11 protein-coding genes are annotated in these 12,691 nt (G+C 58.8%); all 11 read left to right on the top strand.

Annotation, left to right across the window (positions count from 1 at the left end; genetic code table 11):
• Positions 1 to 103: 103 nt before the first annotated feature.
• The 11 genes from ACRWA7_RS33060 (at position 104) to atpB (ending at position 12,689) form a co-directional block, all read left to right on the top strand.
• Positions 104 to 1,267 carry an ABC transporter substrate-binding protein gene (locus ACRWA7_RS33060; protein ID WP_438394881.1) on the top strand — a complete coding sequence of 388 codons (1,164 nt, stop codon included), beginning with the start codon at positions 104 to 106 and terminating at the stop codon, positions 1,265 to 1,267.
• Between the two features lie 150 nt (positions 1,268 to 1,417).
• A complete protein-coding gene (locus tag ACRWA7_RS33055; protein WP_060817601.1) occupies positions 1,418 to 2,473 on the top strand; it encodes a branched-chain amino acid ABC transporter permease in 1,056 nt (351 codons plus the stop codon).
• Between the two features lie 4 nt (positions 2,474 to 2,477).
• Positions 2,478 to 4,262 carry a branched-chain amino acid ABC transporter ATP-binding protein/permease gene (locus tag ACRWA7_RS33050; protein ID WP_438394879.1) on the top strand — a complete coding sequence of 595 codons (1,785 nt, stop codon included), beginning with the start codon at positions 2,478 to 2,480 and terminating at the stop codon, positions 4,260 to 4,262.
• On the top strand, positions 4,262 to 5,008 hold the full coding sequence (locus ACRWA7_RS33045) for an ABC transporter ATP-binding protein (protein WP_438394878.1): 747 nt from the start codon (positions 4,262 to 4,264) through the stop codon (positions 5,006 to 5,008). Before ACRWA7_RS33050 ends, ACRWA7_RS33045 begins: the two co-directional genes overlap by 1 nt.
• A 151-nt stretch (positions 5,009 to 5,159) precedes the next feature.
• Complete coding sequence (gene mnmG / locus ACRWA7_RS33040) at positions 5,160 to 7,124, top strand: tRNA uridine-5-carboxymethylaminomethyl(34) synthesis enzyme MnmG (RefSeq protein ID WP_438394876.1); 1,965 nt, start codon at positions 5,160 to 5,162, stop codon at positions 7,122 to 7,124.
• Positions 7,124 to 7,804, top strand: coding sequence for a 16S rRNA (guanine(527)-N(7))-methyltransferase RsmG (gene rsmG / locus ACRWA7_RS33035; protein ID WP_438394875.1), 681 nt, complete (start codon positions 7,124 to 7,126; stop codon positions 7,802 to 7,804). The genes mnmG and rsmG overlap by 1 nt, the downstream gene beginning before the upstream one ends.
• 62 nt (positions 7,805 to 7,866) lie before the next feature.
• Complete coding sequence (locus tag ACRWA7_RS33030) at positions 7,867 to 8,637, top strand: ParA family protein (RefSeq protein ID WP_060817793.1); 771 nt, start codon at positions 7,867 to 7,869, stop codon at positions 8,635 to 8,637.
• Positions 8,638 to 8,674: 37 nt separating this feature from the next.
• Positions 8,675 to 9,604 carry a ParB/RepB/Spo0J family partition protein gene (locus ACRWA7_RS33025; RefSeq protein ID WP_438394874.1) on the top strand — a complete coding sequence of 310 codons (930 nt, stop codon included), beginning with the start codon at positions 8,675 to 8,677 and terminating at the stop codon, positions 9,602 to 9,604.
• Positions 9,605 to 9,608: 4 nt separating this feature from the next.
• Positions 9,609 to 10,751, top strand: coding sequence for an SLC13 family permease (locus ACRWA7_RS33020; protein ID WP_438394872.1), 1,143 nt, complete (start codon positions 9,609 to 9,611; stop codon positions 10,749 to 10,751).
• 291 nt (positions 10,752 to 11,042) lie between these two features.
• Entirely contained in the window at positions 11,043 to 11,654 is a 612-nt protein-coding gene (locus ACRWA7_RS33015; protein WP_438394870.1) for an ATP synthase subunit I, read from the top strand.
• A gap of 183 nt (positions 11,655 to 11,837) precedes the next feature.
• A complete protein-coding gene (atpB, locus tag ACRWA7_RS33010) occupies positions 11,838 to 12,689 on the top strand; it encodes a F0F1 ATP synthase subunit A (RefSeq protein ID WP_060817609.1) in 852 nt (283 codons plus the stop codon).
• The last annotated feature ends 2 nt before the right edge of the window (positions 12,690 to 12,691 follow it).

The following is a 12,691-nucleotide window of genomic DNA, read 5'->3' as shown; positions in this document are numbered from 1 at the left end:
ATAGATCGAGCGGCGGTTAAGAAAGACTGCTCGACGCAGATTTATAACAACTCGCAGTAGCGTACACGGCGTGCGCGATGGCATAGCGTCTGGAGACGATGCAATGAAAAAGATCAAAGAGCAACTCGCGTGCGCGGTGCTTGGCGGCACGCTTGCGTTGAGCGCGGGCGCGGCGCTCGCGCAGGTGAAGATTGGCGTGACGCTCTCGGCGACAGGGCCGGCGGCGTCGCTCGGAATCCCCGAGAAAAATACCGTTGCGCTGTGGCCGAAAGAGATCGGCGGGAAGTCGGTGGAGTACATCGTGCTCGACGATGGATCGGACACAAGCCGCGCCGTGCAGAACACGCGCAAGCTGATCGATGAAGATCATGTAGATGCCATCGTCGGTTCCACGGTCACGCCGAACTCGCTTGCCATGCTCGATCCAGCGAGCCAGAGCAAGACGCCGATGATCTCCATGGCTGCGTCGGCCGCGATCATCTCGCCGATGGACGCCAAGCGCACGTGGGCGTTCAAGACACCGCAAAACGACAGCCTGATGGCCGACGCCATCGCGGACTATATGGAGAAGCATGGCGTGAAGACGGTGGGCTTTATCGGCTTCGCGGATGCTTATGGCGACGGCTGGTACAGCGTGTTCAACACGGCCGCGGCGGCGCATAAGTTGAAGATCGTCGCGAACGAACGCTTCGCGCGCACCGATACTTCCGTCACGGGCCAGGTGTTGAAGACGCTTGGCGCGAATCCCGATGCGGTTTTGATCGCGGGCGCAGGCACGCCGTCGGCGCTGCCGGCGAAGGCGCTGAAAGAGCGGGGCTACAAAGGCAAGGTCTATCAGACGCACGGCGTGGCGAACAACGATTTCCTGCGTGTGTGCGGGAAGGATTGCGATGGCGAGTTGCTGCCGGCCGGTCCCATTCTCGTCGCCGATCAGTTGCCCGATAGCAACCCTGTGAAGAAGTCGGCGCTCGCGTACAAGGCGGCCTATGAGAAGGCTTATGGCGTGGGTTCTGTATCGACGTTCGGCGGTCATGCGTGGGACGCCGGCCAGATGCTGCAACGGGCCATTCCCGAAGCGCTCAAGACCGCTCAGCCGGGCACGGAAGCGTTTCGCGCGGCCTTGCGCAACGCGCTTGAAAACCTCAAGGATCTTCCGCTCGCGCATGGCGTGATGAACACCACGTCCGCCGATCACAACGGCCTCGACAATCGCGCGCGCGTGATGGTGCAGATCGTCGATAGCAAGTGGAAGGTGCAGAACGACTGACATCGCCGTGAGCTTGCGCGCCGGGTATTTTTGGCGCGTTAGCGTTCCGGAGCTTTGCTAATGGCCTGAGCGTTTCGCGTACAGCGACAGGCCATGCTTTCGATGGGCTGATCCGGCAGCCTCGTTTCAGAATGTTCTCAAAGAGGAAGTATGGACTTATCGATTGCGGCGATTCTCGCGCAAGACGGCATCACCACGGGCGCGATCTACGCATTACTCGCGCTCGCGCTGGTCCTGGTGTTTTCGGTGACGCGTGTCATTTTCATTCCGCAAGGCGAGTTCGTGGCGTACGGCGCCTTGACGCTCGCCGCGCTGCAAACGCAGAAGCTGCCGGCTACATGCTGGCTGCTTGTCGCAATGGGCGTGGGCTGCTTTGTCGCCGAAATAGCGGGGATCGCGCGGCATCCATCGCGGCATAGGCAGATCGGCCGGACGCTCGCCATTCTTGCGGGCAAGTATTTGCTGTTTCCTATCGCTGTGTATGCGCTTACGCGAAGTGTCGCTGCACAGCCGCTGCCGATGATCGCGCAGATTGCATTGACGCTGCTGATCGTGATTCCAATGGGACCGTTCGTGTATCGGCTGGCATATGAACCGATTGCCGAAGCCAGCACGTTGCTGCTGCTGATCGTGGCGGTCGCGGTGCATTTCGCGATGGTCGGCTTGGGCCTCGTCATGTTCGGCGCGGAAGGTTCGCGCACAACCGCGTTCTCTGACGCAAGCTTCAATCTTGGTAGCGTGTCCATCTCGGGGCAGAGTATCTGGGTGGTCGGCACGGCGGTTGTGTTGATCGTCGCGCTGTACTTCTACTTCGATAGAACCCTCTCCGGGAAGGCGCTACGCGCGACCTCCGTGAACCGGCTTGGCGCGCGTCTGGTGGGCATTGGCACGACGCAGGCTGGCAGGCTGGCGTTCACGCTTGCGGCCGGTCTGGGCGCGCTCTGCGGCATTCTCGTCGCGCCGATCACGACTATCTACTACGACTCGGGGTTTCTTATTGGCTTGAAGGGATTCGTGGGCGCGATCGTGGGCGGTCTGGTGAGTTATCCACTCGCGGCGGCCGGCTCGCTGCTGGTCGGATTGCTGGAATCGTATTCGTCATTCTGGGCGAGCGCTTATAAAGAGGTGATCGTGTTCACGCTGATCATTCCGGTGCTGTTGTGGCGGAGTCTCGCAAGCCCGCATTCGGATGAAGAAGAGGAGTGACGCGATGAAATTCCTGATGCAGAAGAAGTTGTTCGTCGTGTTCCTGGTGCTGGTGTTTGTTCTGCCCGTTCTGCCGCAGCCTGTGCGCATGCCCGAGTACTGGATCACGCTGCTCAATTACATCGGCTTGTATTCCATTGTCGCTATCGGGCTCGTGCTGCTGACCGGCATTGGTGGGATGACGAGCTTCGGCCAGGCGGCGTTCGTGGGCGTGGGCGCTTACTCGACGGCCTATCTCACCACGCAGTTTGGCGTGTCGCCGTGGCTTGCGTTGATCGTGGGCGTGGTGTTGACGGCGGTAATCGCGTTGCTGCTTGGCATGGTGACCATGCGCCTTTCCGGGCATTTCCTGCCGCTTGGCACGATTGCGTGGGGTTTGTCATTGTTTTTCCTGTTCGGAAACCTCGAATTCCTTGGCAAGTACGACGGCATCAACGGCATTCCGATTCTTAATCTTTTCGGATGGCATCTCGAGTCGGGACGCTCGATCTATTACCTGATCTGGGTCGTGGTGCTGCTGGCGGTCGTATCGGTTCAAAACCTGCTCAATAGCCGGCCGGGCCGGGCAATCCGCGCGTTGCGCGGCGGCGGCACAATGGCCGAGGCCATGGGTGTGAACACCGCGTGGATGCGCGTGGTGATCTTCGTCTACGCCGCCGTGCTCGCGGCTATCTCGGGTTTTCTCTACGCGCATTTGCAGCGCGCGGTGAACCCGACGCCGTTCGGCCTGAACCACGGCATCGAGTTCCTGTTCATGGCGGTCGTGGGCGGCGTATCGCACGTATGGGGTGCGGTGCTCGGCGCGACGATCCTCACCGTTCTGCAGGATTACCTGCAGACGTTGCTGCCTAAATTGCTTGGGTCGAACGGAAATTTCGAAATCATCGTCTTTGGCGTATTGATGGTGTTGTTGTTGCAGTACGCGCGGCAAGGCGTCTGGCCATTTGTGGCGCGGCTGTTTCCCAGCGGCCCGCGTGCTCGCGTTCCCGGTCACGCTGACGCGTTGCCCCAGCGCGTCAAGCCGGTTGCAGGCGAGCCGCTGCTGGTCGTCGATAAAGCCCGCAAGCAGTTCGGCGGTCTGGTCGCCGTCAACGACGTCAGTTTTCAGGTGAAGGCGGGCGAGATCATCGGCTTGATTGGTCCTAACGGGGCGGGGAAGTCCACCACGTTCAACCTGGTGACCGGCGTATTGCAGGCCACGAGCGGCGCGATTACGTTTCAGGGCGAGCGTATCGATGCGCTGACGTCACGTGAAATCGTCAAGCGGGGTATCGGACGAACGTTCCAACATGTGAGATTGCTATCGGGCATGACGGTGCTTGAGAACGTCGCTATTGGCGCGCACCTGCGCGGCAAGACGGGCGTCTGGCGCAGCGTGGTTCGATTGAACGCGGCGGAAGAGACGCGGCTCATGGCAGAGGCGGCAAAACAAATCAAGCGCGTAGGCTTGGAAAAGCATCTCTACGATGAAGCCGGAAGTCTGGCGCTGGGCCAGCAGCGAATACTCGAAATCGCCCGCGCACTATGTTGTGATCCATGTTTGTTATTGCTGGACGAACCGGCAGCGGGTTTGCGCTATCAGGAGAAACAGCAACTCGCGGATTTATTGCGACGCTTAAAAGCCGAAGGCATGAGCATTCTTCTTGTGGAGCACGACATGGATTTTGTGATGAACCTCACCGACCGTCTTGTAGTAATGGAATTTGGTACGCGGATCGCGGAGGGTTTGCCGCAGGACGTGCAAAAGGATCCGGCCGTGCTGGAAGCTTATTTGGGTGGAGTGGATTAATGGCCGATGCAGTCCTTCAGGTAGACGGTTTGTCCGTTCGATACGGCAAGGTCGAAGCCCTTCATAATGGAAAACTTGTGGTCGACGCAGGGCAGATCGTTTCCGTAATCGGACCTAATGGCGCGGGGAAGTCCACTTTACTTAACGCGATCATGGGTGCGTTGCCATCGGCGGGATACGCTAAGGGCGTGATTCGCTACGGCGGCGAAGATATCTCTGCGCTTCCCATTGAAAAACGTGTTTCACGTGGAATGTGTCTTGTCCCGGAAAAACGCGAACTCTTCGCGAGTATGACCGTCGAGGACAATCTGGTGCTGGGCGCGTATCGGCGGAAGCGGGCGGGTGAGCGCCACTATCTCGATCAACTTGATCACGTGTTCGACTTGTTTCCCCGATTGAAAGAGCGACGCAAGCAGGCTGCTGGCACTCTATCCGGCGGTGAGCGGCAGATGCTCGCCGTTGGGCGTGCGTTGATGGGCAAACCCGATCTCGTCATGCTCGATGAACCCAGCCTGGGACTTGCGCCGTTGATCGTTAAGGAGATTTTCCACATCATCAGCGCGCTTCGTCAGACGGGCGTTGCCACTTTGCTTATCGAACAAAACGCACGGGCTGCGCTTCAGATTTCCGATTACGGATATGTGCTCGAAACCGGGGAGTTTGCAATGGAAGGGGCTGCGACCGCATTGGCGCACGACCCCAGAGTCATCGAAACCTATCTAGGCTTGGCAAAAAAAGTCGCATAGCGACGATTCCGTGCCGATTCGAACGGGCGTGTTTCACGTGAAACACGCCATTTTTTTGCTCATGCGGTTTAGGGCCGAATCCGAGGCAAAAGCTAACCGGTATAATTCTTCGATATCTCTTTCGAAGGTCCGCCACCTCGCGCGGGAATCCATGCTTTATCCAACTGAATTCGATGTGATCGTCGTTGGCGGCGGTCACGCTGGAACCGAAGCGGCATTGGCCTCCGCTCGAATGGGCGCGGCCACGCTTTTGCTGACACATAACATCGAAACGCTGGGCCAGATGAGTTGCAATCCGTCGATAGGCGGTATCGGCAAAGGGCATCTGGTCAAGGAAATCGATGCGCTTGGCGGCGCAATGGCCGCAGCAACAGACGAAGCGGGCATCCAGTTCAGGATATTGAATTCGTCGAAAGGGCCGGCCGTGCGCGCAACGCGTGCGCAGGCCGATCGCGTTCTGTATAAGCAGGCGATCCGCCATCGGCTTGAGAATCAACCGAACTTGTGGCTCTTCCAACAAGCCGTAGAGGACTTGATGGTCGACGGCGACCGGGTTGTTGGCGCGGTAACTCAGGTTGGCGTGCAGTTCCGGGCGAGGGCTGTCGTGCTTACAGCCGGGACTTTCCTCGACGGGAAGATTCACGTGGGTTTGAATAACTACACCGGCGGACGGGCGGGAGATCCGGCTGCAGTGTCTTTGTCGGCACGGTTAAAGGAACTGAAGCTTCCGCAAGGCCGGTTGAAAACGGGCACGCCGCCGCGCATTGATGGCCGTACGATCGACTATTCGAAACTGGAAGAACAACCGGGCGATCTTGATCCAATTCCGGTTTTCTCGTTTCTTGGTCGCGTTGAACAGCATCCGCGCCAGGTTCCATGCTGGGTTACGCATACTAATGAGCGCACGCACGACATTATCCGTTCTGGATTGGACCGCTCGCCGATGTACACCGGCGTGATCGAAGGTGTTGGTCCGAGGTACTGTCCGTCGATTGAAGACAAGATTCATCGGTTTGCGTCGAAGGACTCGCATCAGATCTTCTTGGAGCCTGAAGGACTGACGACGAATGAGGTTTATCCGAACGGGATCTCCACGAGTTTGCCATTTGACGTCCAACTGGAGTTGGTCCGATCAATGAAAGGTTTGGAACACGCGCATATCCTGCGTCCAGGCTACGCCATTGAATACGACTACTTCGATCCGCGGGGCCTGAAGGCGTCGCTTGAGACGAAAGTAATCGATGGATTGTTCTTCGCAGGACAAATCAACGGTACGACGGGATACGAAGAAGCGGGCGCTCAAGGCTTGTTGGCGGGTATAAACGCCGCGCTCCAAGTCAGCGGCCGGGACGCTTGGTGCCCACGCCGGGATGAAGCTTATCTTGGCGTCCTTGTAGATGATCTTGTCACGCAGGGCGTTTCGGAGCCTTATCGCATGTTCACGAGCCGTGCGGAATATCGGCTTTCGCTGCGTGAAGACAACGCGGACATGCGCCTGACGGAGATTGGTCGGAAACTTGGCGCTATCGATGATGCGCGTTGGAACGTCTTCAACGCAAAGCGCGATGCTGTTTCACGTGAAACACAGCGCCTCAAGACTACGTGGGTCACGCCGAAGACGTTGCCCGTTGACGAGGCTATCGCATTACTCGACAAAGCCATTGATCATGAATACAGTCTTGCGGAATTGCTGCGACGCCCTGGCGTGAAATACGCAGATGTATGCGCGCTGCGCGGCAACACTTCCGGACCGCAAACGCCGCTCGCGGAAGATCCAGTCTTGCTCGGACAGATCGAGGAGCAAATTGAGATCGCGGTGAAGTATCAAGGCTACATTGATCGGCAAGCCGGGGAGATCGAGCGAAACGGTTCGCACGAAAACACGCGTCTTCCCGACGAGTTCGACTACGCCGAAGTACGTGGGCTTTCATTCGAGGCGCGTCAAAAGCTGATTCAGCATCGTCCGGAGACAATCGGGCAGGCATCGCGCATTTCTGGCATTACGCCCGCGACTATTTCCTTGTTGATGGTTCATCTGAAACGCACATTCGGCCGCAAAGATAATTCCACGGGAAACAACCGGGTAGGGCGCGATGACGCTCGATCCGCGTCGTGATGCAGCGCAACACCGGCAAGACCGGGCTCAGCACGCTTCTGGACGAGGGAATTAAGGAACTCGCAATTGACGTAACGCAGACGCAGCGCCAGAAGCTGCTCGATTACGTTGCGCTGCTCGGCAAGTGGAACGCGGTGTATAACCTCACCGCGATTCGCGATCCCCGTCAGATGCTGATCCAGCACATCCTGGATTCGCTTGCGATCATTCCGCATATCGCGCAACAGGGCCGCGCCCTAACAGCACTGGATGTCGGATCGGGCGGTGGATTGCCGGGCATCGTGATGGCGATCGTGCTGCCCGACTGGCAGATCACGCTGAACGATATTGTTCACAAGAAAACCGCATTTCAATCACAAGCGAAGCTTCAACTTGGGCTCACGAATCTGTCCGTCGTGACGGGGCGCGTCGAGAATCTGCGTCCGGGTGCAGAAGTCTCAGGTCTTTTCGACGTAATCGTCTCGCGCGCGTTCGCAGAGCTCTCCGACTTCGTTACACTTGCGCGTCATCTGGTTGCCGACAACGGTCGCATCTGGGCGATGAAAGGCGTTCGGCCCGAAGGCGAGATCGAGCGTCTTCCCGCCGATGTGAAAGTCCTTAGTATCGAGCGCTTGCGCGTGCCCATGCTCGACGCCGAGCGCCACCTGATCGAAATTGAAATCGGAGCGGCCCAACCTTGAACACTGCTGTCGACATCTCAAGCAAGCCCGAAGTCCAGTCAGCAAAGAAGGGACATATCAAGATGGCGAAGATTTTCTGCGTCGCGAACCAAAAGGGCGGCGTTGGAAAGACCACGACGGCGGTCAATCTAGCGGCAAGCCTCGCGGCGCTGGATCAGCGCGTCTTGTTGATCGACCTCGATCCTCAAGGCAATGCCACGATGGGAAGCGGTATCGACAAAGCCGCCGTCGAGAATACTGTCTATGAAGTGCTTGTGAACGGCGTCACGGTGCGCGAGGCGCGTACCCGTACTGACGCGGTGAAATACGACGTCTTGCCGGCGAACCGAGAACTTGCAGGGGCGGAGGTTGAGCTCGTAGGCGTGGAAAATCGTGAGCGCGTGCTGCGTCGCGCGCTGGCCGAGGTCGAGGCCGACTACGATTTCATCCTCATCGACTGTCCGCCGGCGTTGTCGCTGCTGACGTTGAACGGGTTATGCGCAGCGCATGGCGTTGTCATTCCCATGCAATGCGAATACTTCGCTCTCGAAGGTTTGTCGGATCTGGTCAACACGATCAAGCAGGTTCACGCGAATCTGAATCGCGATCTGAAAGTGATCGGATTGTTGCGCGTGATGTTCGATCCGCGGATCACGTTGCAGCAACAGGTATCCGATCAGTTGAAACAGCATTTCGGCGACAAGCTTTTTGACGTTGTCATTCCGCGAAATGTCCGTCTGGCGGAAGCGCCCAGCTACGGATTGCCTGGCGTGGTGTTCGACCGGGCGTCGCGTGGCGCGCAGGCGTATATCCAGTTCGGCACGGAAATGATCGAGCGCGTACGCGCGCTTTAACGGACAGGGCGGCAAGATGGCGGAACGAGGAAGCAAGATGAACGCGACGATGAAAAAGAAGGGTCTGGGACGCGGGCTCGAAGCGCTCTTGGGCGGCAGTTCGGATATCACCGAGGCCGTTCGAAGCGAGGGCCAGCCCAGCGTGCTGCGCCTCGACTCCATGCAAGCCGGCAAATACCAGCCGCGTACGCGCATGGACGAGGGCGCGCTGCAGGAGCTTGCGTCGAGCATTCGCTCGCAAGGCGTGATGCAGCCGATCCTGGTGCGTTCCATTGGCGACGACCGCTACGAGATCATCGCGGGCGAACGGCGTTTTCGCGCGGCGAAGCTGGCCGGACTCGAAGAAGTGCCGGTGCTCGTGAAAAACGTGCCGGATCAGGCCGCCGCGGCCATGGCGCTGATCGAAAACATCCAGCGTGAGGATTTGAATCCGCTGGAAGAAGCGCAAGGCATCCAGCGTCTGCTCGACGATTTCAATTTCACGCACGAGCAAGCTGCCGAATCGGTTGGGCGCTCGCGAAGCGCTGTATCGAATCTGTTGCGCTTGCTGAACCTCGCCACGCCGGTTCAAACCATGCTGCTTGCTGGCGATCTCGACATGGGCCACGCACGCGCGCTTCTCGCCGTCGACGCCGCCACGCAGATCCAGCTTGCCAATCAGGTGGTGAACAAGCGCATGTCGGTGCGCGAGACAGAGAAGCTGGTTTCATCGACGACCAAGGAAGCGCCCGCCACCAAAGCACGCCTCGCCAACGACGGCGGCCGCGACACGCGCCGGCTCGAAGAAGAACTCTCGGACCTGTTGTCCGCCAACGTGAAGATCAAGATGGGCGGGCGAGGGCGCGGCAAGCTGCAGATCGATTTCGGCGATCTCGACGCACTCGAAGGCATTCTGGGGCGCTTGCGTACTGGCGTCGTCAGCGACAAGGTGCCGGCCACGGACAACGCATCGGCGGCGCAAGCTTAGCCAGATGCAGCCGCCAGCGGACGCAAAGCCTGCCCGGTTGAATCTGGCGGCATCAAAAGCATGGGCGCTGATCGCGAAAGAGCCGGTTCTCGCGATCCTGATCGCGGCGTTGATTGCGCTCCAGCTTGTGCATCCCAAGCCGTGGGCCGATTTGCCCACGTTGATCGACTGGCAGACCGTGCTGACGCTCGCCGGTTTATTGATGCTCACGAAAGCCGTCGAATTGTCCGGTTTCCTGATGTGGATGGCGCATCGCGTTGTGCATCGGATCCATGGCGAGCGTGGCCTCGCTTTCCTCCTGATTGGCCTCGCCGCCGCGCTGTCCACGCTGCTTACCAACGATGTCGCGCTCTTTGCCGTCGTGCCGCTCACGCTTTCGCTGCATAAACTCGCGCCGCTTCCCATCAAGCGCCTCGTGATTTTCATCGCGATAGCCGTGAATGCCGGGTCGATCCTGACGCCGCTCGGCAATCCCCAAAACCTGTTCCTCTGGCAAACCAGCGGCGTGTCGTTCGGCGCGTTCGTGTGGGCGCTCCTGCCTTTGTGCGCGGCCCTCGTGGCTATGTTGTACGTGCTCGCCGCGTTGATGTTCCACAATCGTCCGCTCGATCTTTCCGGCGACAAGGAATCACACAAAGTCGATGTCCCGTTGTGCTCGGTCGCGGGCGTGGCGTTTATCGCGTTCGTCGTTCTCGCCGATGCGCACCACGCGGGCCTCAGTCTCGCCGCTGTCGGAATCGGATTTTTGCTGTGGCGGCGTCAGGTCGTGCTGAAGATCGACTGGCTGTTGCTGCTGATCTTCGTGCTGATGTTCATTGTGCTGCGCAGCGTGGCTGCATTGCCGTGGGTGCATCACGCGATTGCGAGCCTTGGCCTCGATACCCCGCTCAAGGCGTATGCGGCTGGCGCGGTGTTATCGCAGGGAATCAGCAACGTGCCTGCCGCGATCATGCTCGCCGAATTCTCGAAAGACTGGCGCGCGCTGGCATTTGGTGTGAGCGTCGGCGGATTCGGAATCGCGATTGGCTCGCTCGCCAATTTGATTGCGGTGCGTTTGTCGGGCGAGCGCGGCATGTGGGGACCGTTCCATCTCATCTCGATCCCGTTCTGGATCGTCGCCGCAATAGTCGGAGCGTGGCTCGTCTGAGCGATTCAGGGGAGGGGTGCGCACTGAAAACAGACGCAACTTTGGCCTCCTTTTAGTCGCGGCCGCAGTCGTTGTTCATACAAGCGAAATCTCTGATTTGAGACGGTTTTTTCAGTCGTCGCCGGTTGTTTTTTGATGACCCTAAGCTATTGAATCCGTGACAACAATCGCTTACAATCGCCCGGATTTAACAGCTTAGCGACCCCGAAAGCGCAGCGTAAGTTGTTGCTGAATCCGGCAGCAAATTAACGGCAAATGCGCAGGTTGTGACTGACTTTAGTGAGATGTGTGATGGCGGTGCGAGAGCAGGATCGAGCGCCGGAAGGCGGAAACGAAGGGCATGTTTCAGGCCCTGCCGCAAATTTGACTGGCCGTGCTCCAACCAGTTCAAATTCCACACCGGTTTCGCAAGGTCAGGCGAGCCACACGTCGAATCATCCGTTCGACGATTCGTGGGACGCCGAGGCGAAAGATAACAATACTGTTCCGCTGACGCGGGCAGAGGCGGAGACGCTGTTTGGTCCCGAGGTGAGTCGTTCATCGCGTGTCACGCCGTTTAAGGTTGTGGCGGCGCAAATGGTTTTGTCCCTGGTTGCGACGTTGGTCTGGTGGCTGTTTTACAGCCCGCCGGGTACTGCTGTGCCGGGCGCTGTAGCGCTTTCCGCGTTCCTCGGAGGCGCGATTTGCTGGGTGCCGAGCGCGTTGTTCGCAGCACGGCTGAAGGCGAAGAGCGGCGCTGAAACCATAGCGAGCTGGGTGATCGGCGAAGCCATGAAGATGGGTGCGACGATTGCGATGTTCGTCGCCATTGCGTACGGTTTCAAGGGCGTTCTTTGGATACCGCTGCTGGTGACGTACCTCATTGCACTGAAGACGTACTGGATAGCAATGGCCTGGAAGTAAGGCGCAACTGACAGACTTGACGTGTCAGGTAAGTGACCTGCTGACGGCAATAGAGCAGATTAATACGTGCGGACTGCTTCATCTCCTGCACGCGGGTTCGTGCCCTGCGGACCGCCCGACGTGGCGGTTTGAGGATCACACGGGCAGCGAACGATTTTCGACAATTTGGGTGGCTTTAAAGTTATGGCAGCTAGCGAAGGAACGCACGCGATGGATCCGTCGGAGTACATCGCGCACCATTTGCAGAATCTCTCCACTTCTTCGCAGACGTCGATTTTCGACATCCACGTCTGGAATCTCGACACGTTGTTCTGGTCGATCGTTTGCGGCGTCGTCACCATCATCATTCTTGGTCTGGCCGCGCGTAAGGCCACGTCCGGCGTGCCGGGACGCTTCCAGTGCGCAATCGAGATGCTGGTCGAGATGGTCGAAGACCAGTCGAAGTCAATGATCCACGGCAACCGCCGCTTTATCGCCCCGCTCGCACTCACGGTGTTCGTGTGGGTCGCGCTCATGAACTCGCTCGACTTCATCCCCGTTGATCTACCCACGCGCGTGATTGGCTGGCTTGGCCTGACCGAGACGTTCCCGCATATGCGCGTGGTCCCGACGGCCGACCTGAACGGCACGCTGGGTATTGCGATCGGCGTGTTCGTATTGATGATTTACTACAACTTCAAGATCAAGGGCGCCGGCGGCTTCGTGCACGAACTGCTCTCGGCTCCGTTCGGCGCGCATCCGCTCCTGTGGATCCCGAATCTTGCACTGAACATCATCGAGTTCGTCGCCAAGACGGTTTCCCTCGGCATGCGGCTGTTCGGCAACATGTACGCAGGCGAACTGTTGTTCCTGCTGATCGCCCTGCTCGGCAGCATGTGGCACTTCGGCGCGGACGCTTCTGTCCTCGGCTTCCTGGGCCACGTGGTTGCGGGAACGGTCTGGGCGATCTTCCACATTCTGATCGTGCTGCTGCAGGCGTTTATTTTCATGATGCTGACGCTGGTGTATCTCGGCCAGGCACATGACGCGCACTAAGC

The sequence above is a fragment of the Caballeronia sp. DA-9 genome (genome assembly GCF_051615025.1).
GTDB lineage: Bacteria > Pseudomonadota > Gammaproteobacteria > Burkholderiales > Burkholderiaceae > Caballeronia > Caballeronia sordidicola.
Note: the sequence above shows the minus strand (reverse complement) of the source record. Positions and strands in the feature narration are given on the sequence as shown.